Origin of the sequence: Neorhizobium sp. AL 9.2.2, from assembly GCF_013317225.1 — a bacterium.
In the GTDB taxonomy this organism is placed as follows: Bacteria; Pseudomonadota; Alphaproteobacteria; order Rhizobiales; family Rhizobiaceae; genus Neorhizobium; species Neorhizobium soli.
Window position 1 is genome coordinate 14,928 of record NZ_JAALXU010000005.1, and the last position, 23,315, is coordinate 38,242.

The 23,315-nt window shown below is 62.4% G+C and carries 22 protein-coding genes; 2 read left to right on the forward strand and 20 right to left on the reverse strand.

The window, feature by feature from the left end; translation table 11 throughout:
* Positions 1-13: 13 nt before the first annotated feature.
* The 18 genes from G6K99_RS13820 to G6K99_RS13905 all read right to left on the reverse strand — a co-directional run bounded on the left by G6K99_RS13820 (position 14) and on the right by G6K99_RS13905 (position 19,322).
* Entirely contained in the window at positions 14-832 is an 819-nt protein-coding gene (locus tag G6K99_RS13820; protein ID WP_174196860.1) for an ABC transporter permease, read from the reverse strand.
* Positions 829-1,779, reverse strand: coding sequence for an ABC transporter permease (locus G6K99_RS13825; protein WP_174196861.1), 951 nt, complete (start codon positions 1,777-1,779; stop codon positions 829-831). Before G6K99_RS13825 ends, G6K99_RS13820 begins: the two co-directional genes overlap by 4 nt.
* Positions 1,780-2,061: 282 nt before the next feature.
* Positions 2,062-3,588, reverse strand: coding sequence for an ABC transporter substrate-binding protein (locus G6K99_RS13830; RefSeq protein ID WP_174196862.1), 1,527 nt, complete (start codon positions 3,586-3,588; stop codon positions 2,062-2,064).
* A gap of 90 nt (positions 3,589-3,678) precedes the next feature.
* Positions 3,679-4,428 (reverse strand): ABC transporter ATP-binding protein, encoded by a 750-nt coding sequence (locus G6K99_RS13835; protein ID WP_174196863.1) that lies wholly within the window; start codon positions 4,426-4,428, stop codon positions 3,679-3,681.
* Positions 4,425-5,294 carry an ABC transporter ATP-binding protein gene (locus G6K99_RS13840; RefSeq protein WP_371816192.1) on the reverse strand — a complete coding sequence of 290 codons (870 nt, stop codon included), beginning with the start codon at positions 5,292-5,294 and terminating at the stop codon, positions 4,425-4,427. Before G6K99_RS13840 ends, G6K99_RS13835 begins: the two co-directional genes overlap by 4 nt.
* Before the next feature lie 19 nt (positions 5,295-5,313).
* On the reverse strand, positions 5,314-6,243 hold the full coding sequence (locus G6K99_RS13845; protein WP_062582012.1) for an ABC transporter permease: 930 nt from the start codon (positions 6,241-6,243) through the stop codon (positions 5,314-5,316).
* Entirely contained in the window at positions 6,240-7,280 is a 1,041-nt protein-coding gene (locus tag G6K99_RS13850) for an ABC transporter permease (RefSeq protein WP_371816193.1), read from the reverse strand. The genes G6K99_RS13845 and G6K99_RS13850 overlap by 4 nt, the downstream gene beginning before the upstream one ends.
* A 43-nt stretch (positions 7,281-7,323) precedes the next feature.
* The gene (locus G6K99_RS13855; RefSeq protein WP_174196865.1) at positions 7,324-8,982 is read right to left on the reverse strand and encodes an ABC transporter substrate-binding protein; all 1,659 of its coding nucleotides are present in this window, start codon (positions 8,980-8,982) and stop codon (positions 7,324-7,326) included.
* Positions 8,983-9,049: 67 nt separating this feature from the next.
* Positions 9,050-10,099 carry a dipeptidase gene (locus G6K99_RS13860; RefSeq protein WP_174196866.1) on the reverse strand — a complete coding sequence of 350 codons (1,050 nt, stop codon included), beginning with the start codon at positions 10,097-10,099 and terminating at the stop codon, positions 9,050-9,052.
* 247 nt (positions 10,100-10,346) lie between these two features.
* Positions 10,347-11,024 carry a phosphoribosyltransferase gene (locus tag G6K99_RS13865; RefSeq protein WP_174196867.1) on the reverse strand — a complete coding sequence of 226 codons (678 nt, stop codon included), beginning with the start codon at positions 11,022-11,024 and terminating at the stop codon, positions 10,347-10,349.
* A gap of 9 nt (positions 11,025-11,033) precedes the next feature.
* The gene (locus tag G6K99_RS13870) at positions 11,034-12,833 is read right to left on the reverse strand and encodes an adenine deaminase (RefSeq protein ID WP_174196868.1); all 1,800 of its coding nucleotides are present in this window, start codon (positions 12,831-12,833) and stop codon (positions 11,034-11,036) included.
* Positions 12,833-13,762 (reverse strand): nucleoside hydrolase, encoded by a 930-nt coding sequence (locus tag G6K99_RS13875; protein WP_174196869.1) that lies wholly within the window; start codon positions 13,760-13,762, stop codon positions 12,833-12,835. Before G6K99_RS13875 ends, G6K99_RS13870 begins: the two co-directional genes overlap by 1 nt.
* A gap of 12 nt (positions 13,763-13,774) precedes the next feature.
* A complete protein-coding gene (locus tag G6K99_RS13880; protein WP_174196870.1) occupies positions 13,775-14,812 on the reverse strand; it encodes an ABC transporter ATP-binding protein in 1,038 nt (345 codons plus the stop codon).
* Positions 14,805-15,587 carry an ABC transporter permease gene (locus G6K99_RS13885; RefSeq protein ID WP_092659627.1) on the reverse strand — a complete coding sequence of 261 codons (783 nt, stop codon included), beginning with the start codon at positions 15,585-15,587 and terminating at the stop codon, positions 14,805-14,807. The genes G6K99_RS13880 and G6K99_RS13885 overlap by 8 nt, the downstream gene beginning before the upstream one ends.
* Positions 15,584-16,429 (reverse strand): ABC transporter permease, encoded by an 846-nt coding sequence (locus G6K99_RS13890; protein WP_174196871.1) that lies wholly within the window; start codon positions 16,427-16,429, stop codon positions 15,584-15,586. The genes G6K99_RS13885 and G6K99_RS13890 overlap by 4 nt, the downstream gene beginning before the upstream one ends.
* 131 nt (positions 16,430-16,560) lie before the next feature.
* Complete coding sequence (locus tag G6K99_RS13895) at positions 16,561-17,583, reverse strand: ABC transporter substrate-binding protein (protein WP_174196872.1); 1,023 nt, start codon at positions 17,581-17,583, stop codon at positions 16,561-16,563.
* Positions 17,580-18,659 carry a LacI family DNA-binding transcriptional regulator gene (locus G6K99_RS13900; protein WP_174196873.1) on the reverse strand — a complete coding sequence of 360 codons (1,080 nt, stop codon included), beginning with the start codon at positions 18,657-18,659 and terminating at the stop codon, positions 17,580-17,582. The genes G6K99_RS13895 and G6K99_RS13900 overlap by 4 nt, the downstream gene beginning before the upstream one ends.
* Before the next feature lie 213 nt (positions 18,660-18,872).
* Entirely contained in the window at positions 18,873-19,322 is a 450-nt protein-coding gene (locus G6K99_RS13905) for an Rrf2 family transcriptional regulator (RefSeq protein ID WP_113167134.1), read from the reverse strand.
* A gap of 129 nt (positions 19,323-19,451) precedes the next feature.
* Here G6K99_RS13905 and G6K99_RS13910 point away from each other — a divergent pair, with 129 nt between their 5' ends.
* A complete protein-coding gene (locus G6K99_RS13910; protein WP_174196874.1) occupies positions 19,452-20,375 on the forward strand; it encodes an NAD(P)/FAD-dependent oxidoreductase in 924 nt (307 codons plus the stop codon).
* Positions 20,376-20,434: 59 nt separating this feature from the next.
* On the opposite strand, the gene G6K99_RS13915 is transcribed toward G6K99_RS13910, so the two are convergent.
* Complete coding sequence (locus G6K99_RS13915) at positions 20,435-21,352, reverse strand: LysR family transcriptional regulator (RefSeq protein ID WP_174196875.1); 918 nt, start codon at positions 21,350-21,352, stop codon at positions 20,435-20,437.
* 110 nt (positions 21,353-21,462) lie between these two features.
* On the opposite strand from G6K99_RS13915, the gene G6K99_RS13920 reads away from it, so the two are divergent.
* Positions 21,463-22,638 (forward strand): acyl-CoA dehydrogenase, encoded by a 1,176-nt coding sequence (locus G6K99_RS13920; protein WP_062461376.1) that lies wholly within the window; start codon positions 21,463-21,465, stop codon positions 22,636-22,638.
* Between the two features lie 258 nt (positions 22,639-22,896).
* Here G6K99_RS13920 and G6K99_RS13925 read toward each other — a convergent pair whose 3' ends face one another.
* A complete protein-coding gene (locus G6K99_RS13925) occupies positions 22,897-23,286 on the reverse strand; it encodes a limonene-1,2-epoxide hydrolase family protein (RefSeq protein ID WP_174196876.1) in 390 nt (129 codons plus the stop codon).
* Between the last annotated feature and the right edge of the window lie 29 nt (positions 23,287-23,315).

Consider the following 23,315-nt stretch of genomic DNA (forward strand, 5'->3'; position numbering starts at 1 on the left):
CGTCGTTTAAAAATCAGGGTGTCGAGCGCGGATCGAGAAGGTCGCGCAGACCATCACCGAGCATGTTGAGGCCCAGCACCGCGATCGCGATCGCCAGACCCGGCATCAAGGCGAGCCAAGGCGCCTGTCCAAGGAACGTCTGCGAATCCGCAAGCATCCGCCCCCAGGTCGGGTTCGGCGGCGGCATGCCGAGCCCGAGATAGGAAAGCCCCGCCTCGGTCAGGATCGCGAGACCGAGCTGGATCGTCACCTGCACGATGATCTGGTTCGAAATATTGGGCAGGATGTGGACGAAGGTGATTGTCAGCTTCGAACGCCCCATGCCGATAGCCGCCGCTACATAGTCGCGCGTCCAGATCTGGCGCGCCGCGGCAAGCGTCAGCCGCGCAAACACCGGCACCATGAACGTGGCAATGGCAATGACCGCCGTGAACCGGCCTGATCCGATAAAGGCGCCGAGCATCATTGCCGACAGGATTGGCGGAACCGCGAAGATGATATCGCAGCCGCGCATCACGATCTGCTCCACCCAGCCGCGCCGCATCGCCACCACCGTGCCGACAGCCGTGCCGATCGTGGCACCGATCGCCACCGCAAGCAGCGCCGTCGACAGCGAATTCCAGGCGCCGACCATCAGCGCGGAAGCCACATCGCGTCCGAACTGGTCGGTCCCGAGCAGGCCGAATTCGAACGGCGGTTTCAGCTTGTGGATGATGTTCATCTTCGACGGCGGATAGGGCGTCCAGACCAGCGATAGCAGCGCCACCAGAAACAGGAACAGCGTCACGACAAGTCCGGCAAGAAGAACGGGACGGCGCAGCAGATGCCTCATTTCACCCCCACCCTCAGCCGAGGATCGATCACCAGGTAAAGGAGGTCGACGAGGAAGTTGACGACGATGACAAGGGCCGAGAAAAACAGGACGACGTCCTGCATCACAACGATATCGCGCTGCGCCAGCGACTGGTAGGCGAGCCGACCGAGACCCGGCAGGTTGAAGACATTCTCGACCAGAACTGCACCGGCGATCAGAAAGGTGAACTGCATGCCGATCATCGTCACCACGGGCACAAGCGCATTCGGCACCGCATGGCGCCAGAGGGCTGCCCCCTCGCCCAGTCCCTTGGCGCGGGCGGTGCGCACGTAATCCTCGTTCATCACGTCCAGCACCGCGGCCCGCGCAACGCGTGTCAACACGCCCGCCTGCGGCAGTGCCAGCGCGATCGCCGGCAGCAGCAGCGCCTGCAGCCCGGCCAGCAGTCCCGCGTCCCAGCCCGGAAATCCACCCGCCGGCATCCAGCCGAGCAGCGTCGAAAACAGGATGATCGACAGCAACCCCACCCAGAAGGCCGGCACGGCGATACTGACGTAAGAGACTGCGCCGACAACGGCGTCGAACATGCCGTTATGCTTTTTCGCGGCCTGCACGCCGAGTGGCACGGCAATTCCGACCGACATCAGAACCGCCATCAGCGCCAACGGCAGCGTCACCGTCAGCCGCTCCGCGATCAGCCCCGCGACCGGCACGCCATAGGTATAGGACTGCCCGAGATCGCCCTGAAAAACACCCCATAACCAGGCGAGATAACGCACCGGCAGGGGCTGATCGAGCCCCATCTGGGTTCTGAGCGCCGCCAGCGTTTCCGGGCTTGCTGACGTCCCCAGCACAATCGCCGCGGGATCACCCGGCAAGAGATCCATGACGACGAAGATCAGCAGCGACACGACGAGAAGCGTGACGATGAGCGACAGGATGCGGCGGATAAGGATGGAGATCATGGGCCGCACCCTCCAACATCCACCATGCCTACGCCAGTCGCCCCTCCCCACCCTCCCCACAAGGGGGAGGGCTTAACCCAGCCGAACCGCCGGGCCACGATCGAGGCAATCGGGTGCCGCATACCTTCTCCCCCCTTGTGGGGGAGATGGCCGGCAGGCCAGAGGGGGATTTCAGTCATCCGCGATTAAGCCCCATCTTTCCCAAGGCCACCTCATCGCAAAGCTTAACGCCTCTCGCGTTGTCGGAAACGTCACCGGCGCAGATCACGGCGAGACGCATCGTCATTCTTCCCAGAACACCTCGGTCAGCACGTTCGATGGGATCGGCTCGTTCTCCCACAGCCCCTTCAGCTTCGCGTCCCATATGCCGAGCTTCGGCATCACGAACAGGAACAAGGCCGGGACGTCCTCTGCCAGGATCGTCTGCGCCTCGCCGTAGAGCTTGTCCTGTTCCGCAGGATCGGCGGTCGCCTCGACCTTGGCGAGGATCTCGTTGAAGGCGGGGTTCTTGTAGTGGAAGTAATAGGGGTCGCGGGCGTAGATATCGATGTCCATCGGCTCCGCATGGGCAACGATGGTCATGTCGTAGTCGCCGGCTTTCAGCACGTCCGATACCCATTTTGCGGGAAACTCGGTCGTCTCGATGTTCATCGTGACGCCGATTTCGGCAAACATCGCCTGCAGGATCTGCGACGAGCGCTGCGCATAAGCCATCTGCGGCGCCTTCATGGTGAAGGAGAAGCCGTTCGGATATCCGGCCTCGCTCAAAAGCGCCTTCGCCTTTTCGGCGTCGTAGGGGTAGACGCCGGTCAAGTCCTTGAAGCCGCGGTCGTTGGGCGTGTAGTGGCTGCCGATCGGCGTGCCGTAACCCGACCATGCACCTTCGACAACGGTCGCACGATCCACCGCCATCATCAGCGCTTGGCGAACCTTCTTGTCGTCGAATGGCTTGCGCGAATTGTTCATGCCAGCCACGACCTTGAGCTCGGTATTGCCGATCACGGTCGCAAGCTTCGTGTCGCCCTCGAAGGAGGAGACCAGTTCCGGCGCGCCGAATTCCGGAAACGCATCGACATCGCCGGCCTTCAGGGCCGCTGCCTGCGCCTGCGGATCGGCGATGAACCGGAAAACCGCTGTCTCGAGCTTCACCGAAACGGACTTGTTCCAGTAGTCAGTGTTCTTCGCCAGATCGACCTTCGAGCCCTTCTGCCAGGACACGAACTTGAACGGACCGGTGCCGACCGGCGTGGTCTTGTTGTCGGCAGCGGATTTCGGCTCGACCATGACAGATGCCGGCCAGCCGAGCCAGTAGAGCAGGCTGCCCGCCGGCTGCTTCAGCTTCAGCACCAGCGTTGCGGCATCGGGCGTCTCCACTGTCTCGATCGAGGCGAAATAGCGCTTCTGCGGATTGACGCTGTCGGCGCCGCGAGCCCGGTCGATCGCAAATTTCGCAACGGACGAGTCGAAGGCGACGCCGTTGTGGAAGGTCACGCCCTGGCGCAGCTTGAACGTATAGGTCTTCCCATCCGAGGAAATCTCCCAGCTTTCCGCAAGCTGCGGCTGCACCTTGCCGGCGCTGTCGACCGTCGTCAGGCCCTCAAAGATATTCTGCCAGCTCACCTGCCCGATCGCGACAGGGGCGGCAATCGTCGGATCGAGACCAATGGGTTCGATCGTCATGCCGATCGTGACCGACGTCTTTGCCGCGGCAAACGCCCCGCTTCCCATCGAGGCGGCAAGGCCAAGCGCAACAGACGCCGCAATCACGCTCCGGCGCGAAAACACACCCCAACCAGCAACCGTCTTCATGGCATTGTTCCCCTGCTTATTGATCTCTTAACCGCGATCTTACGGGCATTTCGCAGGTGCACAATAGCATTCTGCCGCCCGCCACAAGGATTAGCCGCGGCTGAAGCCTTCGCTCGCCACCAGCAGCTGTCGGGTGTAATCCGCCGAGAACTCGCGGTTTTCAAGCGCCTGCGCCGGCACGGTTTCCACCACCTTGCCGCTCTTCATCACCGCAAGACGGCCGCACATATGGCTGATCACACCGAGATCATGGCTGACCATCACAAAGGTCAATCCGCGGTCGCGCTTTGCCTGCTCCAGCAAATTGAGGATTTCCGCCTGGATCGACGCATCGAGCGCCGAAGTCGGCTCGTCCAGCAGCAGGATCTTCGGTTCGAGGATGAGTGCCCGGGCAATCGCGATGCGCTGCCGCTGGCCGCCGGAAAGCTGGTGCGAATACCTGAAGCGGAAACCCGCTCCCAGCCCGACCTCATCCAGCGCGCGGGCAATCCGCACATCGACGTCGCTAAAACCGTGGATCGCCAGCGGCTCCAGCAGCAGCCGGTCCACCGTCTGGCGCGGATGCAGCGATCCGTAGGGATCCTGGAACACCATCTGGACAGTGCGGTAGAATTCCTTGGTCCTCGCCTGCCCCGAATAGGTCTTTCCCGCGACCGTCAGCGAGCCACTGTCGAACCCTGCCAGCCCGGAAACGGCGCGCAACAGCGTCGATTTCCCCGAGCCCGATTCACCGACGATCCCGAAACTTTCGCCCTCTTCCACATCCATGCTGACATGATCGAGTGCGGCAAAGTCGTCATAGGTGACGAGCATGTCTCGGATGGAGATGATGGCACTCATAGCGACCACTCCGGCTTGCGGTCGAGCACCGGCAGCGGATGCCGGTTTGAGCCTATCGTCGGCAGGCAATTGAGAAGCCCCAGCGTATAGGGATGGCTCGCCTTGGAAAGATCGGCAGACGCCAGTTCCTCCACCACCCGTCCGGCATACATCACCAGCACCCGGTCGCAGAAGGAGGAGACCAGACGCAGATCGTGAGACACGAAGATCAGCCCCATGCCGCGCTCGGACACCAGCTTGTCGAGAATGTCGAGAACGTCGAGCTGCACGGTCACGTCGAGCGCGGACGTCGGTTCGTCAGCGATCAGAAGCTCCGGCCCGCAGATCAGCATCATCGCGATCATCACCCGCTGCCCCATGCCGCCGGAAACCTCGTGCGGATAGAGATTGTAGACGCGGCCCGGATCGCGGATCTGCACCGATTCCAGCATCGCAATCACGCGGTCCTTGGCCTGCGATCCCGAGACCTTTTCATGGGTCTTCAGCGTTTCAACGATCTGCCGACCGATGGTCATGACCGGATTAAGCGAATATTTCGGGTCCTGCAGGATCATCGCGATCTGCTTGCCGCGAATATGCCGCCGCTCGGATTTCGGCATCGACAGAAGATCGCGACCTCGAAATTCCAGCTTGTTCGCGGTGATCTTCGCATGCCCCGCCGTCAGCCCCATGATGGCGCGCCCGGTCTGCGACTTGCCGGAACCGGATTCCCCGACGATGCCGAGACGTTCCTTGCCGAGCGTGAACGAGACGCCGCGCACAGCGGTTACCTCGCCGGTGCGGGTCGGAAACGTCACGCGCAGGTCGTCGACCGCAAGCAGCGGCGCTTCGGTGGTAGCAGTCATGTTGACGGAAGGATTGCCCATCATCATTGGCCTTTCTCCGTCATTGTCCGGCCTCCTTCGGATCCAGCGCATCGCGCAATCCGTCGCCGAGAAGGTTGAAGCCGAGGCTGACGATCAGGATGGCGATACCGGGCATGGCGGCTACCCACCACTGGTCGAGAATGAAACGGCGACCGGATGCGATCATCGCGCCCCATTCCGGCAGCGGCGGCTGTGCACCGAGACCCAGAAAGCCGAGGCCGGCGGCGGTCAGGATGATGCCCGCCATATCGAGCGTGACACGCACGATCAGCGACGACATGCAGAGCGGCATGACGTGGCGCAGCACAATGCGAAACGGCGAGGCACCCATCAGCTTCACCGCCGAAATGAATTCCGAGTTGCGGAACGTCATCGTTTCGGCGCGGGCGATACGCGCATAGGGCGGCCAGGACGTAACCGCGATGGCAAGCACCGCGTTCTCGATGCCGGGTCCCAATGCCGCGACCAGCGCCAGCGCCAGAACGAGCTTCGGAAAGGCGAGAAAGATGTCGGTGATCCGCATCAGGACCGCATCCACCCAGCCACCGGCGTAACCGGAGACAGTGCCGACGATCAGCCCGACCGGCGCGGCGATGACCGCGACCAGCACCACCACGAACAGCGTCAGCCGCGATCCGTAGAGCAGCCGCGAAAGGATATCGCGGCCCTGGTCGTCGGTGCCGAGCAGGAAGCCGGCCGAACCCGGCGGCAGCAGCCGCGAATTGCGCAGGTCGCCCTGCACCGGGTTATGCGGCGCAAGAACGTTGGCGAAGATGGCGATGAAAATCAGGCCCAGAATGATGAACAGGCCAAGCAGTGCCAGCCGGTTTTCGGAAAACTGGCGCCAGACCACATAGGCACGGCCGACACGGGCCTGATGCCGGGAGGTCGGCCGGTCGGACAAAAGCCACGCCCGGCTATAGGGTTTCAACGGTTCAACGACACTCATCGGCGCGTCCTCGGGTCGAGCGTCCGATAGAGAAGATCGGAAAACAGGTTGATGGCGACGAACACCATGCCGATCACAAGTGTGCCGCCCAGCACCGCATTCATGTCGGCATTTTGCAGCGAGTTGGTGATGTAGAGGCCAAGCCCCGGCCAGGAGAAGATCGTTTCGGTCAAAACCGAGCCTTCCAGCAGGCCCGCATAGGAAAGCGCGATGACGGTGATCAACGGCACGGCCGCATTACGCAGCGCGTGGAACCAGATGATCCGCGTTTCCGAAAGGCCCTTGGCCCGCGCCGCGACCACATATTCCTGCGAAAGTTCGGTCAGCATGAACGAGCGCGTCATGCGGCTGATATAGGCGAGCGAGAAATAGCCGAGCAGGCATCCGGGCAGGATGATGTGACGGAACAGGTCCCAGACCACCTCCCACTCCCGCTGCCAGATGGCATCGACCAGAAAGAAGCCGGTCACGGACGTGAACGTGTATTCGTAGGCGATGTCGATGCGGCCGGGATAGGCGACCCAGCGGAGCTTCGCATAGAACACCACGAGCGACAGCAGTCCCAGCCAGAAGATCGGCACCGAATATCCGATCAGGCCGATGATGCGCACGATCTGGTCGGCGATCGAGCCGCGCTTGACGGCCGCCAGCACGCCGAGCGGCACGCCGATGACGGAACCGATCAGCGTGCCGATCGTGGCAAGCTCGATCGTTGCCGGAAACACCCGGGCAATATCGGTCATCACAGGGTTCGTCGTCAGCACCGAGGTGCCGAAATCGCCGGTCAGCGCCTGCTTTATGTAGATCCAGAACTGATGATAGAGCGGCAGGTTGAGGCCCAGTTGCTCGCGCACCCGCTCCACCACATGCGCCGGCGCACGGTCACCGACGATCGCCAGCGCCGGATCGATCGGCACCACGCGGCCGATGAAAAAAGTAACGGCCAACAGGCCAAGGAAAGTGGTCGCCGCGGTGATCAGAAACCGCAGCGTACCTTTGACAATGGAGGGAGCACGGCGCCTGTTGCGCCGTGTCACAGTCGTTACATCGGGAAGCGTCAAGGAAATCGTCCCCTATCGGCTATTCCTTCGAGACCGGAGCAACGAAGTTGGTGTCGAAGCTCGGGCCGAGCTTGTAATTCTTCACCTTGGATGAATAGCCGGCCACTTCCGTCTGCTGGAAGACGATCACGAACGGGCTGGTGGCCAGAACCTTTCTCTGCAGGTCCTCGTAGGTGGCCGCGCGCTTGGCGGCATCCTTTTCGAGAAGCGCGCCCTTGCTGGCGTCAGACAGTTCCTTCGGCACGTCCCAGGCATTGCGCCAGGCGAGCGTCTTCGTCGTGCCCGTATCGGCATTGTCAGGATTGACGGTAAAGGTCTCGGCATTCGAGTTCGGGTCGAAATAGTCCGAACCCCACTGGCCGATATAGATGTCATGGGTACGGGCGCGGAACTTGGTCAGGGTCTGCTTGCCATCGCCCGGAATGATTTCCAGCTTGATATTGGCCTGCGCCAGCGTCTGCTGCACGCTTTCGGCAATGCCGGTCACCGGCTGCGTGTTGCGCACGTCCATGGTCACGGTAAAGCCGTCGGCAAGACCCGCCTTAGCGAGCAGTTCCTTCGCCTTCGCCACGTCCAGCTTGTAGGGGTTGTCGGAGAGAGCGCCGAGCTGGCCCTTCGGCAGGAAGGTCTGGTGGATTTCGCCGATACCCTTGATCAGCGTCGCGCCGATCGCATCATAGTCGACGAGATACTTCATCGCCTCGACCACTTCCGGCTTGGCGAGGTTCTTGTTCTTCTGGTTGAGGCTGAAATAGTAGACGGTGCCCTTCGGCGCTGAGGTGAGCGAGATGCCCTCCTTCTTCGACACGGAGTCCATGTCGTTCGGCTCGAGATTGCGGGCCACATCAATATCGCCATTCTCAAGCGCAAGGCGCTGGCCGGAGCTTTCCTTCATGTGGCGGTAGATCACCCGCTTCAGCTTCGGCTTCTCGCCGTAATAATTGGGGTTGGCTTCCATCACGACGGCTTCGTTGGCGCGCCATGCGACCACCTTGAACGGGCCGGACCCCGCATAGCCGGTCTTCATCCACTCATTGCCAAAATCGGTGTCGAATTTGTATTCGGCCGTCGGGGTGACGGATTTCGCATGCTCCATCACCACCTTCTTGTCGACCACCGCGGTCACTGTTGCGGTCAGCACGTTGAGCACGAAGCTCGGCGCATAGGCCTTGTCGACGACAAAGGTAAACGTGTCGGCGCCGGATGCCTTCGCCTTTTCGGTGACGTTGTCAGCCTTCAGGCCGAACTGGGTCAGAAGGAACGCCGGCGACTTGTCGAGCTTGACGGCGCGCTCGAACGAGAAGGCGACGTCTTCTGCGGTGATCGGGTTGCCGGAGGCGAATTTGAGGTTGGGCTTCAGCTTGAACGTATAGGTCATGCCATCGTCGGAAACGGTCCAGCTGTCGGCGAGATCGCCGATCACCTTCGACGTGTCGGACGGATCGAGCGTCACCAGCTTGCTGTAGCTGTTGGCGGTCACTTCAGCCGCCGAAAGCTCGAAGGCTTCGCCCGGATCGATGCTGATAATGTCGTCGATCGCAAAGCCTTCGACCAGCGTATCGGCCGGCGTTGCGGCCATCGCCTCTCCGGAAAGACCATAGGGTGCGGCAAACGAAAGCAGCGACAGCGCTGCGGTCGCCGACAGCATTCGAAGAGTGTGGGAGCGAAGATGAAGCATGTGATTTCCCCTGTTCCGTACGTTGCGGAAGCCTGTTTCTAACCCGTTCGAAGCCCGTCTTCCGAGCCTATTCCTGCCAAGCCTTGCCCAGAACCCTCAACCAGTTTTCACGGCAAAGCTTTGCGAGATCCTCGTCAGCGTATCCCTCAGTTTTGAGGGCCGCAACCAGATTTTGATTGCCTGCAGCATCGCTGATCTGCTGCGGTATCGTGGCGCCGTCGAAGTCCGATCCGAGCGCCACGCAGTCGATCCCCATCCGCTCGACCATGTAGTTGATGTGGCGCACCATGTCGGAAAGCGGGGTCGCCGCATCGTCGCGCCCGTCGGGCCGCAGCATGGTTACCGCATAGTTCAGCCCGGCCAGACCTCCGCTTTCCTTGATCGCGTCCATCTGCCTGTCCGTCAGGTTGCGGGCAACCGGCGTCAGCGCATGCGCGTTGGAATGGCTGGCGATCAGCGGCTGGTCGGTGGTCTTCGCCACATCCCAGAACCCCTTCTCGGTGATATGCGAAAGGTCGATCGCGATCCCGAGCCGGTTGCATTCCTTCACCAGCCGGAAGCCCGCATCGGTCAGCCCCGGCCCCGTATCGGTCGTCATCGGAAACGCGAAGGGCACGCCATGGCCAAAGATGTTGTGGCGGCTCCAGACGGGACCGAGCGACCGCAGGCCCGCCGCATGGAACACGTCAAGATTGACAAGATCCGCATCGATCGCCTCACAGCCCTCCATATGCATCACGGCGGCAAAGACACCGTCCTCGACCGCCTTGCGGATTTCGCTGACGGACCGGCACAACCGCCAAGCCCCGGCCCGGTCGAGCCGCAGTGCGATGGACGCCATTTCCAGTGCGATATCGAGCGACGGCGCATAGTCGAGCGGCGCTGCCAGCGGCGTCGCATAATGTCCGTCCGCATCCGGATCCGACAGAACCAGATCGCCCGAGGGAATGTAGATGGCGCAGAGCCCACCTGCGAGACCGCCCTTTTTCGCGCGCGGCGCATCAATATGCCCCCCCGCCGTCCCCCCGGCAAACTCCGCCGCCGGATCCCCACCAGCCTTCATGTTCCGCCAGAGCCGCAAAAGCACATCGTTATGGCCGTCGAACACCAATTGCATGATTTCATTCCCGATATCGTGATTGTCAGAAGCGGTGGGTGATCGCGATCCTATCCCGCCGGCCGTGTTTCGCAAGGTGGAAATGCGCTCTAATGCACCTGTCGAAATAACAGCCCGATCAAGAGCTCCCCGCATTGCGGACGCGATGGCACTGGATTCCTGTGACAAGCTCCCTCATCACTTTGCTCGTCACAGGAACCCAGCCGCGCGAAGTCCTTCGCGTGAGAGAACGCTTTTTGGACTGACGTCACACCCCCCACGACCCCTCGCCCGCCCTTACCAGCATCGGCGTCCCAAACACCCCTACAACCCTCTCCCGCCACTCGGCCCCGAACCCGTCGAGCCTGTCATGCCAGCGCAGCGATTGCAGCATTGCCGCCCCGATCGCGACCGGCTCGATGCCCTGCGACGCCAGCAGCGTCAGACCGGCGACGATCGAGGTACCGGAGGAAATGACGTCGTCCACCAGCACCACGCGCTTGCCCGTGATGAGAGGCAGCATGCGCGGATCGACATAGAGGCGCTTCACCTGGTCGGGTGTGGTGATCGACGACAGCGGCACAGACATCGTCTCGTCGTACCAAAATTTCCTGGAGGTCCCCAGCGGAACGTAGCGCGGCAATCCCAGCGCGCGGGCGACGGCTGAGGCGAGCGTCAGGCCAAGCGTCGGCAGGCCGACGATCACCTCGGGGCGGTAGGGTTCGAGTTTCTTTGCGAGATCCGCCGCCAGCGCATCCTGCACTTTAAAACTCGCCTGGTTGATGATCAGCGAGGCGAGTGCGTGTTTGCCGTCGGCGAGCGGGCGGATCGGCAGGCGCAGCTGCCGCCCGTCATCGAGGCTGACGGGAAAGAACCCAGAAAACGGCGCTTCGCATGAAAACGTGCCCGCCGGATGCATCTCCTGCCAGAAGTCGTGCGGCTGCATGAACGCCCCTTATCCGAGAATTTCGAGAACGGGGCTTTCCAGCACCTTGCCTGTTGCGACATCGGCGATGCCCCTGTCGGTCTGGTGCGGACCGGGATTGCAGGCAAGCGTTGCGCCAAAGCAGGCCTTGAACACGAGATAGGGCGGCGTCCAGTCGACGATGCCATCCATCGCGGCGCGGATGGCCCGAAAGCCGTTGGCCACCTCTTCCATCGGCGCTTCCGAGACAAGGCCGGAAAGCGGCAACGGCAGCAGTACTTCCACCTTGCCTTTGATCGCCACCGCCATGCCGCCGCCGGCAGAAATCACCGCATTGGCGGCAACGGCCATATCGACTGGATCGGCGCCGAACACGGTCAGGTTATGGCTGTCATGCGCAAGCGTGGTGGCAAAAGCGCCGCGCCATGTGCCCCAGCCGGTGAGGAAACCGACCCGGGTGCGGCAGTCCGCCCGGCCGTGGCGGTGGGTCACGGCAATCAGCGTCGCACCCTCAGGCGGCACCACGAAACCATCGACGACATCGGCATCCGCTGTCCCCCAACGGGTGAACCGTGGCCGGTCGATCGTGGCAAGGCGCACCTTCGTGCCCTCCGACCGAACCCGGAAATCGTCTGCCTGCAAAGGCTTGAGCTTGACCGAAGCCGTCAGCGGGGCCGGATCGGTCGGTTTGATCTCGACCGAAATCGCTCCGCGGCAGCCAACTTCCGTACCGCTGGCCAGCACATGCCGGGGGCGAAATTCCGTGAGATCCTCGAAGATGGCGATATCGGCACGACGCCCGGCGGCAATCAGGCCGAGATCGGCGCGTCCGATGCGCTGGGCCGCGTTCAGCGTTGCGGCCTGAAGCGCCCATTCCGGCTTCATGCCGTAGCGCACCAGCCTGCGCACCACATCGTCCAGCCCGCCGCCATCGACGAGATCGTCAGGAAACACATCGTCGGTGCAGAGCGTCAGCGTCTGCGGCAGACGGCCGAGTTCGCCAAGCGCTGCGACGAACTCCGGCAGAAGATGGTCATGGCTGCCGCGCAGCTCCACCGTCAGTCCGGCGCGCAGCTTGGCGATCAGGTCGGCGCCGGAAACAAGCTCGTGGTCGGAGGTGATGCCGGATGCCATGAAGGCATTGAGATCCGCATCGGCAAGCCCGCGGGCATGGCCGCAGACCAGCTTTTCCGCAGCCAGCGCCACTTGGACGATCTCGCTCATGCGCGGGTCGCGATCAATCACGCCGCGCATGTTCATCACTTCGGCCAGACCGGCGATCTTCGGCCAGTAAAGCATTTCCTCGATCGCATCAGCGTCGAAACTGGCGCCCGCCATTTCGAGCCCCGGCGCCGATGGCACGCAGGACGGCGCAAGAACCAGGCACCGCAGCGGCAGCGATTTGACCGCCTCGACCGCCCAGCACACGCCCTCGATACCGTTGACGTTGCCGAATTCGTGCGGATCCCACACGACGGTCGTCACCCCGCGCGGCAGCACGGTTTGTGCGTAGGTGGCGGGCGTTACCATCGAGCTTTCGATATGCATATGCGTATCGATCAGCCCCGGCGACACAAAGGCACCGCCGGCATCGATCACCCGGTCGGCATCGCTGCGGCTAGCAGGCGCGTGGACGCTGGCGATCAGCGGCCCGACAATGCCGATATCGGCCGCGCGGAGTTCGCCCGTCACCATGTCGACGAGGGTGCCGCCGGTGATCAGGATGTCGAAAGGCGCATCGCCGCGGGCAGCGATCACGGCCCGGTCGCGCAAGCCCGCATCGGTAAACCCGTAGATGTCAGTCACGATGGTCTTCATCTCGCCGCTCATCACCACGTTGCCTCCGCCTTGAGGGTTTCAAGGATCGTATCGCGCGCCTTTTCGACGTCTATCTCGGCCGCATAGGATCCGTTGAAACCGCTAACCTTGGCCGCCCGGGTCTCCACCACGGTCCGCCCACGCGTCACGGTACCGGCGGTTTCCATGTCGATGCGCGCCTCGCGCCAGGTGACGTGATCCGGATAGGCGAAGGCGAAAGCGGCAACCGCATCGTAAAGCGCCATCGCCGGCCGGCCGCGGCTGGTGGCGATCTCGACGAAGCCGGCCAGGAGATCGGCCACCAGCGTCGCATTGCGTCCGCCGGCAGCCCGGATCGGCGCCACATCGTCTGGAAAGCACAAAACCTTGCGGCAGATATCGAGATCGACCATCCTGAGCGGGATCTGATGCGCAAGCACGATGGCCACAGCTTCCGGATCCGCCCAGGCGTTGAATTCGGCAGATGCTGTCTGATTTCCGGCGGTCAGGCTGCCGCCCATCCAGGTGAGATCGGTGATCTTGGCGGCAAGATCCGGCCGTGCCAGTGCAACGGCTGCGATATTGGTGAGCGGGCCCATCGCCAGGATCCGGCGTGCGTCGCCGTCGCTCTTCTCCAGCCACCGGCACAGCGCCTCGAATGCATCGTCGTGAAATGTGTCGGGCATGTCCGGCAGGTACAGACCGGCGCTTGGCATGCCCTCATTGCCCAGCACGTCCTGCGCCGTCTCAAGCCTGCCCATCACCGGAAAGGCGCGGCCCGCATGAACCGGGAACGGCCACACGAAAGCAGCACATGCGCCAGCCGCATTGCCGCGCACCCGCTCGATCGGTGCATTGCCGAACACAAGCGAAACCCCGTCCACGCCGAGGCCCGCATGCGCCGCGACCATGATCGCCGCGATGTCGTCGAACCCCATATCGGTATCGATCCAGATGCCCATGGCTATATCTCCTCAGGCAATGCGCGAAAGGTGCGCGGCCTTGTGTACCGGCAAGTCGAAGGACAGGTCCGAGCCGGACACATGCACCGGTTCGGAGGCATCCACCTCAGCCTTGATCGGACCGAGCGCGCTGTCCAGCAAATATTCGCGGGAATGGCCGGCAAACGATGTGCCGCGCACGGTTCCGCGAAACGGGCCGGTTCCAAGCGTCACCATGCGCGGACGCCAGGCGAGACCCGCAGCCGAAGGTGCCTCGGTTCCGGGTGCGGTCGAAAGCGGCACGCTGCCATTGGCGGTCTTCAGCGCGCCGCCTTCCAGCGCAAGGATGTTCTCGAACCCGACGAAATCCGCCACGAAGGAGGACGTCGGCCGGTTGTAGATATCTTCAGGCGTGCCGATCTGCTCGATCGCGCCGTTCTTCATGACGACGATCCGGTCGGCAAGCGACAGGGCTTCCGCCTGGTCGTGGGTGACGAAGATCATCGTCACGCCGGTCTCGCGCTGGACGCGCTGCAGTTCGGTGCGCATTTCCAGCCGCAGCCGGGCATCGAGGTTGGACAGCGGCTCGTCGAGCAGCAGAACCTTCGGCTCCATCACCATCGAGCGGGCAAGGGCCACGCGCTGCTGCTGGCCGCCCGAAAGCTCGGCCGGCTTGCGGTCGGCAAATTTGGCAAGCCCGACGGAGGCGATGCCGGACTGCACCTTGGAATCCAGTTCCGCGCCCTTCATGCCCTTCAGCCGCAACCCGAAGGCAACGTTTTCGTAGACGGAGAGATGCGGGAACAGCGCGTAGGACTGGAACACCAGCCCCACGGCACGCTTGTTCGGCGCCGTGCGCGTCATGTCCTCGCCGTCGAGGATGACCTTGCCGGATTTCACAGGCAACAGCCCGGCGATTGCCCGCATGGTCGTCGTCTTGCCGCAGCCCGAGGGGCCAAGCAGCGCGATGAGTTCGCCGCGCCGGACCGACAGGTCGAGATCGGCAACGGCCACGCTGTCGCCATAGGCAAGCGTCAGCTTTTCAAGCGAGAGATAGGATTGATCAGACATAGCGGGAAAATCCGAGAAAGCGTTCAGCAGCAAAAACGATGCCGATGGACAGGAAGGCGAGCAGCGACGAGAGCGCCGCAACCGACGGATCGAAGACGATTTCCATATAGGCCATCATGTCGATCGGCAGCGTGCGCACACCGGGACCGGACAGGAACAGCGATACGGGCACCTGGTTGAACGAGGTGACGAAGCCGAGGATGAAGGCCGAAAGAATGCCGCCCTTGATGTTGGGCATGACCACCCGGAAAAAGGCACCGAGCCGGGACGAGCCCAAAAGCACCGCCGCCTCCTCGATATCCGAGCGCAGGTTGTCGAGGCTCGCCGAAACGACGCGCACTGCATAGGGCAGGATCAGCGCGGTATGGGCGAGAAACAGCGCAAGCGTAATGCCGACGCCGAACGGCACGACCACGTAGCGCAGCAGCGAAAGGCCGACGATGATGCCGGGCACGATGATCGGCGCGGAAACGATGGTGCGGATGATTTCCGCCCCCGGCAGCCGGTAGCGCGACAGCGCGTAGGATGCGGGAATGCCGAGCACCAGCGCTGCCGCCGTGCCGCCGATGGCCAGAAACATCGACATCGCGAACGAGGCTCGAAAGCTTTCGACCGTGAAGACCTTGAGGATCCACTGCAGCGAAAAGCCTTGCGGCGGAAACGCCAATGTCTCGCCAGCCGAAAACGACGCCGCGACGATGATCAGAAACGGCCCGATCAGGAAGGTCGCCAGCAGAAACAGCGTGGCGGGGACAAACAGGCTGCGAGCGGTCATCGGGCGGCCTTTCTCTGCGTGTTGCGCGCCGTTGCCACCCGCTTCAGGAGAAGGTTGGCGGCAAAGCTCATGACGATCAGGATGCAGGCAATGACGCTTGCGGCGACGAAATTGTTGCTGACGGCAACCTGCTGGTACATCAGCGTTTCCAGCATCAGCACCTTGGAGCCGCCAAGGATGGCCGGCGTGATATAGGCGGTGAGGCAACCGGTGAAGACCAGCGTACCGCCGATGACCAACCCCTCCTTGGTGAGCGGCAGGATGACCTTCCAGAACACCTGGAACCAGTTGGCGCCGAGCACTCTTGCTGCCGGAACCGCATCCTTGGGCATATTCTCGAGCGCCGAGATCAGCGAGATGATCATCAGCGGCAGAAACAGCTGCAGCAGGCCGATAAAGATTGCCGTTTCGGAAAACAGGATGCGCAGCGGCGCCTCGCTCAGCCCCAGCGCCTGGAAAGCCTGGTTGACGATGCCGGTCCGGCCGAGAATGACGATCCACGCATAGGTGCGCGCCACCGGCGAAATCATCAGCGGCAGCACGACCAGCCCGGTCATCCGGCCCTTTGCAGCGGGCGACAGGCTGACGATGGAAAACGCCGCCGCATAGCCGATCACCGCCGAAACCACCGTCACCAGCGCGCCTAGCTTCAGCGTGCGCAGGAACACCGCCTGATTGAGCGGCGAGGAGAAGAACTCGCCGTAAGCCGCAAACGTCCAGCCGCCATCAAGGCTCCTGAACCCATCGGACAGAAGGATCAGCACGGGCACAATAAACACCGCCGCCGCAAAAATTGCGGCAGGCAGCGCAAGTGCAAACGCCTCGGCCCGGTTTTGAAACATGCGTGGTCTCCGGTAGTATCGTCGAACTGTGTCACGTCATCATTCCCGCGCGCTTCGCAGGCCGCGCCCTTTCAGCCCGGAACCCGGGCCGAAAGGTTTGCGGCGCCGCAAGGCGCGCGGTTTGCTGAAGCTTACTGCCCGACCTTGTCGTTCCAGGTCTTGATCCAGCCGGCGCGGTTATCGAGAGCGATGGCCGAGGGGATGAACTTGAGGCTTTCGGCGGTTGCCTTGCCGAAGGTAAGGTTGCCAGCGATCTCGTCGGATACCTTCACCTCGCTATTGGCAGGGCTGTCCACCAGCTTTTCCGCAAGCTTGGTCTGGATCTCGGTCGACAGCCAGAAATCCATGAACTGCAGCGCCAGGTCGCGGTTCTTGGAACCCTTGGTGACGACCATGACATTCATGCCGCCGGCCTGGCCTTCCTTAGGCGTCGCCCATGCCATCGGCAGGCCGAGCTTGGTAAACGGCGACCAGGCGAAACGACCGGCGGGTGCCGCCCAGATCTCTTCCTGCTTCATCAGCTGCACCAGCTGCGAGGACTTCTCGTAGAAGGTGACGATCTCGTCCTTGTTCTCGCCGATCGTCGCAATCGGGGCGGCAAGATCAGGCGTATCCTTGCCCAGCGCCTGGCCGAGCATATAGAGCGTCGGCGCGGCGCCATTGGTGGTGATGTTCGGAAACGCGATATGGCCGACATATTCCGGCTTGAACAGATCCGCCCAGCTTTCGATCTTCATCTTGTCCGACCGGTAGACGATCGAGTTGGCGTAGAACGTGTAGCCGACGCTCTTGCCGTCCTGGTTCGGGTCCTTGGCGATGTCATAAAGCGCGTTGAAGCTCTTGAGCTTGGCCGTGTCGATCGTGTCGGTCAGATCCTTGCGGGACGCAGACAGCGCATCGGCCATCGAGACGACGGCCATGTCGATGACCGGATTGGCCTTGTTGGCCTCCATCTTGGCAACCCGCTCGACGCTGTTGCCGGTCTCGACCACCAGCTTGCAGCCGCAGATCGCCTGGAAGGGATCATAGACGATCTGCTTGTATTCGTCCTGCGCCAGCGCATAGACGGAAATGGTGAGCGTCTTTTCCTGGGCCTGGGCAAGGCCTGTCGTGGCAAGCAAAACTGCGGCGGATGCGGTAATCAGGGTCTTCATGGGTCATTCCCTTCCAAGGCTGGGGATGCGGGTGAAAATTCGGGGCGGGAAACGGATGCGGTGGTCTGGCGGGCAACGAGTGTCATCGGCACGCGATCGGTCATTGCAACGGCTGTGACGCCGACCGTTATGGTCGCGGCATCAGGCTCGGCCGCATCATCGCCGATCACGCCGACCAGCGCGCCGACGGCAATCTCGGCAATCGCCGCCATATCCTGGCGCACGGTGGTAAGGCCCGGCGAAACCACCGACGACCAGACGAGATCGTCGAAGCCGGTGACGCTTGCCTGCTGCGGAATGCGGATGCCGGATTGCTGCAATTCGGTCAGCGCACGCAGCGCATGCAGATCGCTCGTGGCGGCAAAGGCGGTAAAGCCGAGCTCGACCTTCTGCTGCAAACCGAGCGAACAACCGGCTCCCGCCAGTGCCTCAAGCTTTTCGATCCAGATCGTCTCGAAGCGGGCACCCTTCGGCAGGCGCGATTTCATGCCGCCGATGCGGTCGTTCTGAACGTTCGAAAGTGGATTGGCGCCGATCAGCACGAAATTCCTGTGGCCGAGCCCGACCAGATGATCGGCGACCACCTGCCCACCCTGCCAGTGATCGGAAGAAACCGTGTTGCCTGGAGTCGACGGACTGTCGATGACGGCGACCGGGCAACCGAGGTCGGCAATGCGGGTACCGAGCCGCGGGACGATGACGATACCGTCCACCTGACGCTCGACCAGCCGCTGGATCGCCAGCGTCTGCATCGAACTGTCACCACGGCTGTCGGCGATCAAAACGCCGTACCCGGCATCGGCTGCAGCATTCTCGATCGCCTGTGCGATCTGCGGGAAAAGCGGATTGGCAATATCGGGAAGCACCAGCCCGATGACGCGGCTGCGCCCCGTGCGAAGCGCCCGCGCCGTCACGCTCGGCACATACCCAAGCTCCTCGGCCTTCGCCCGGATCCTCGCCCCAAGCTCCGGCGAAACCCGCCCCTTGCCCGACAACGCATTCGACACGGTCGCAGCCGACACGCCAAGGGCGCTCGCTATCGCACTCATGTTCGAACCGGGGCGGATGGGAGCCATCGAGGCGCTCTGATTAATCGTTTAATCAGAAAAGCAGAAAACGGATGAGGAGTCGAGTCCCGCCGGACGGTTGCAAACTCACGCCCTGGGCGGCCAGAGCGAAAATCCGGCACCACAGCATGCGCCTGGGGGCGCACCCAGCGTGAAGCGGAGGGCTTGGTCTACAGAGGGGTCAATCCGCGACCGAAGACATGGTTGGGGTATCGCCTGCGGTCATGGCGTGCATCGTTGACCGCCGTCCTGTTCGCTCGATCCTCGAAACCCGTTGGCGATATCTGCGAGCGTCACGCCGGCAAACCTCTTGCGCAGCAGGTCCTCTGCTTCGTTGAAGACGTCCGTCAAAGTCCCGTTGACCGCCTGTTCGATCGGACATCCCGGCATGTCGTAAGCGGGTCCAACCGCAAAGATGGACGGTTCTCCGACCGCCCGGTAGATATCGAGAAGCGTCAGTTCCTCGAGAGGACGGGCCAGGGTCCAGCCGCCACCATGCCCTTTTACGGAGCTGACATACCCTTCGTCGCGCAATCCCGCCATGGTGCGCCGGATGACGACAGGGTTGGCGTCGAGCATCTGTGCGATCATCTCGGATGTCATCGCCCCGTCATGTCGTCCCATATGGATCAACACATGCAGCATGCGCGATAGCCGACTGTCCTGCCTCATCCTCTGCTCCCTCTCGTGCTTTCCCCACCGACACTAGCATGATCGTCATTCACGATACAATCGAAGTGCCATGAGGCTTGACCCATCTTTTCACGACACTTATGTTGTTGCGAGACAGAGGAGAAAATCATGAGCGACACGATCTACGACGTCATCATCATCGGGGGCAGCTACGCCGGCCTGTCGGCAGCGCTTCAACTCGGCCGCGCGCGTCGAAAGGTTCTGATGATCGACGAAGGCCTCAGGCGCAATCGGTTCGCATCCCACTCGCATGGCTTCCTCACCCAGGACCATGTCGATCCCGCTGAAATTGCAGCCGAGGCCCGGTCACAGGTCATGGAGTACCCAACGGTGGATTGGGTCTCGGGTCGTGCAGAGACCGTTCAGCGCAACGGTGAGAAAGGCTCCGGAGCGGCTCATGTCACCGTTTTGGTGAGGGACACCTCTTACCGTTCGCGCCGGCTGATCCTGGCGCTGGGCGTACGCGACATTCTTCCCGACATCGCGGGGTTGAAGGAGCGTTGGGGCAAGAGCGTGTTCCATTGCCCCTACTGCCACGGCTACGAACTCAACCAGGGCAAGATCGGCGTCATCGCCGGCTCGGCGCTCTCGATGCACCATGCGCTGATGCTTCCCGATTGGGGACCGACAACCCTGCTTCTCAACCAGGCATTCGAGCCGGATAGAGATCAGCTTCAATCCCTCGCAGCACGCGGCGTCGTCATCGAGCGCTCCCCCGTGAAGGCCCTCACCGATCACGCCGATGTGCAGCTTGCAGATGGAAGGACCCTGTCTTTCTCCGGCCTGTTCGCGCTTGCTCCCTTCGAGGTCTCCACCTCGATCGCGCAGCAGCTCGGCCTCGACATGGAACCAGGCCCCCTTGGCGCCACCATCAAGACTGATGCGATGAAGGAAACCAGCCTGCCCGGCATCTTCGCCTGCGGCGACGCCGCGCGGCCCATGGCCTCTGTTGCACTCGCGGTCGGCGATGGAAGCCTGGCGGGCGTGGCTGCTCACCGGTCGTTGCTGTTCGCGACCATCAACGATGAATAGGCTCAAGGAGCGATGGATGGATCATGGTGAAGGGGCGGGACGCACCGTTCCGTCACCCTTCACCACCCCACCACCTCCTGCCCATACCGCGCCACCTCCTCCAGCAGCCACTCCCGAAACGCCACCACCGGCCTAAAATCGCGTTTGCTGATGGGTGCGACCGCGTAATAGGCGCTGGGGCTCGTAACTTCATGCGGGAAGGCTTCGACGAGCTGGCCGCTTGCAAGTTCGCTATCAATCAGGAACAGCGGCATCAGCGCGACGCCCAGCCCCGCGATCGCTGCCTGCGCAACGCTTGAGAACTGTTCAAAGCGCATCGCCTGGGAGGGTGCCGTGTCGATGCCAAGGCTTGCGAACCAGTGGCTCCAGGCGCCGGGTCGCGAGGCCATGTGCAGAAGCGGCAGCCGCAGCAGGTCTTCGCCCGCGCGGATCGGATGGCTGGCCAGAAACTCCGGCGAGCAGACGGGCGCCACCATTTCGCTCATCAGATAGGTGCACTCGGCCCCCGGCCAGTCGGGCGTGCCCACATGGATCGCCATGTCGATGCCCTCGCGGTCGAAATCGAACACCCCGATGCGGGTCGCGAAATTCAGCGTCACCTGCGGATGCCGGGCCACGAATTGCGGAATGCGCGGCATCAGCCAGCGGGTGCCGAATGTCGGCAATATCGCAAGGTTCAGCTGGTCGCCATGCCGTTTGCTCATGGCGGCAAGCGAGGCCGAGCGGATCTGGGAGAGCGCAACGCTGATCGACTTGGCATAGTCCGCCCCGGTCTCGGTCAGCACCACGCCGCGGCTGGTACGCTCGAACAGCGGCATGCCCAGCTGCTCCTCAAGCCCAGAAACCTGCCGGCTGATAGCCCCTTGCGTCAAGGACAGTTCTTCGGCGGCCGCCGAAAAACTGCCGAGCCTGGCAACGGAATCGAAGGCGGCAAGCGCCGAGGTGGACGGCAGAAGCTTTCGCGACAGGGTGAGCATGCCCTATGACTATAGATCATGACGGGTTGAGTAAACGGGTCTTGCCCTTGCGCGCCCCACGGCGATAATCGCCATCAACAGAATTGCTGAAATCCGGAGGCCCGAGAAGCATGGCGTTTAACTGGAACGATCCCTTTCTCATCGAAGACCAACTGAGCGACGAAGAGCGGATGATCCGCGATGCGGCCGCAAGCTTTGCCAAGGCCGAACTCGCGCCCCGCATCAACGATGCCTATCTCGACGAGACCACCGACAAGGACCTGTTCAAGCTGATGGGCCAGACCGGCCTTCTCGGCGTGACGCTGCCCGAGGAATATGGCGCCGCCAACGCTTCTTATGTCGCCTACGGCCTCGTCGCCCGCGAGATCGAACGCATCGACAGTGGCTATCGCTCGATGATGAGCGTCCAGTCCTCGCTGGTGATCTATCCGATCTTCACCTACGGCTCCGACGAGCAGAAACAAAAGTACCTGCCCGGCCTCGTCTCCGGCGATCTGATCGGCTGTTTCGGCCTGACCGAACCGGACGCCGGCTCCGACCCCGGCGGCATGAAGACCCGCGCCGAAAAGATCGAAGGCGGTTATCGCCTGCGCGGCGCAAAAACCTGGATCTCCAACGCCCCGATCGCCGATGTCTTTGTCGTCTGGGCAAAATCGGAAGCCCATAACAACGAGATCCGCGGCTTTGTGCTCGAAAAGGGCATGAAGGGTCTCTCGGCCCCGAAGATCGGCGGCAAGCTTTCGCTGCGCGCCTCGATCACAGGCGAAATCGTCATGGACGGCGTCGAGGTGACCGAAGATGCCATCCTGCCCAACGTGTCGGGCCTGAAAGGTCCGTTCGGCTGCCTCAACCGCGCCCGCTACGGCATTTCCTGGGGCGTGATGGGCGCTGCCGAAGACTGCTGGTTCCGCGCCCGCCAGTATGGGCTGGATCGCAAGCAGTTCGGCAAGCCGCTCGCCGGCACCCAGCTCTACCAGAAGAAGCTCGCCGACATGCAGACCGAGATCACGCTCGGCCTGCAGGCATCGTTGCGCGTCGGCCAGCTGATGGACCAGCACAAGATGGCCCCGGAAATGATCTCCATCGTCAAGCGCAACAATTGCGGCAAGGCACTCGATATCGCCCGCCAAGCCCGCGACATGCACGGCGGCAACGGCATCCAGATCGAATACCACGTCATGCGCCACGCCCAGAACCTGGAAACGGTCAACACGTATGAAGGCACGCATGACGTTCATGCTCTGATCCTCGGCCGTGCGCAGACGGGGATACAGGCGTTTTTCTGAGGGGGATTTTGGTGAAACGCAGCATGCCCGGCCCGCTTTTGCGTGCCGGGCTTTCTTTTGCGCGAGATGCGGATGGGGGCGGCTGGTTCTCACAAGAGGCGGCCATGGCTGCGACCTAGAGAAAAGACCGAGTTGGCGTCGTAAGCGGACTGTCCGAAGGCTAGGTGCCGAAGGGCGATATCGGACTTCGAATCATGTGATGGTGCTTCGGTCCGAGTTTGACCCAAAGGCAACCTCTTGTCGGAGGTCGTGATCCGACTATTTGCCGATCTGGTTCAATTGCCGGTCGAAGTCCGCCGGATCGAAATAATCACGCCAGACGGTGATCATGCCGTTCTCCACGGTCACTGTCCCCATGACGGGCAGCGTGATCCGTCCGCCGTTTTCGTGAAGGAAGATGTCGATCCGCTCGTTCAGCACGACGTTTCCCGCCGCCGCGATGTGCACCACCTTCCAGTCGACAGTAAACTTGTTGCCGATGCCGAAATCGCGGTGAAATTTTCGAACGCTCTCGCGGCCGGTGATATCGGGAAAGGGCACGTTGTCGTAGAGGACGTCTTCGGCGAGCATGGCGATGGCCTCGTCGATCCGATTGGCACTCCAGTGGTCGAAAAACGTCTGTGCTATTTCGATGGCTGTGGTGGACATAGCGGGCTCCTGAATTGTTGAAGAGACGG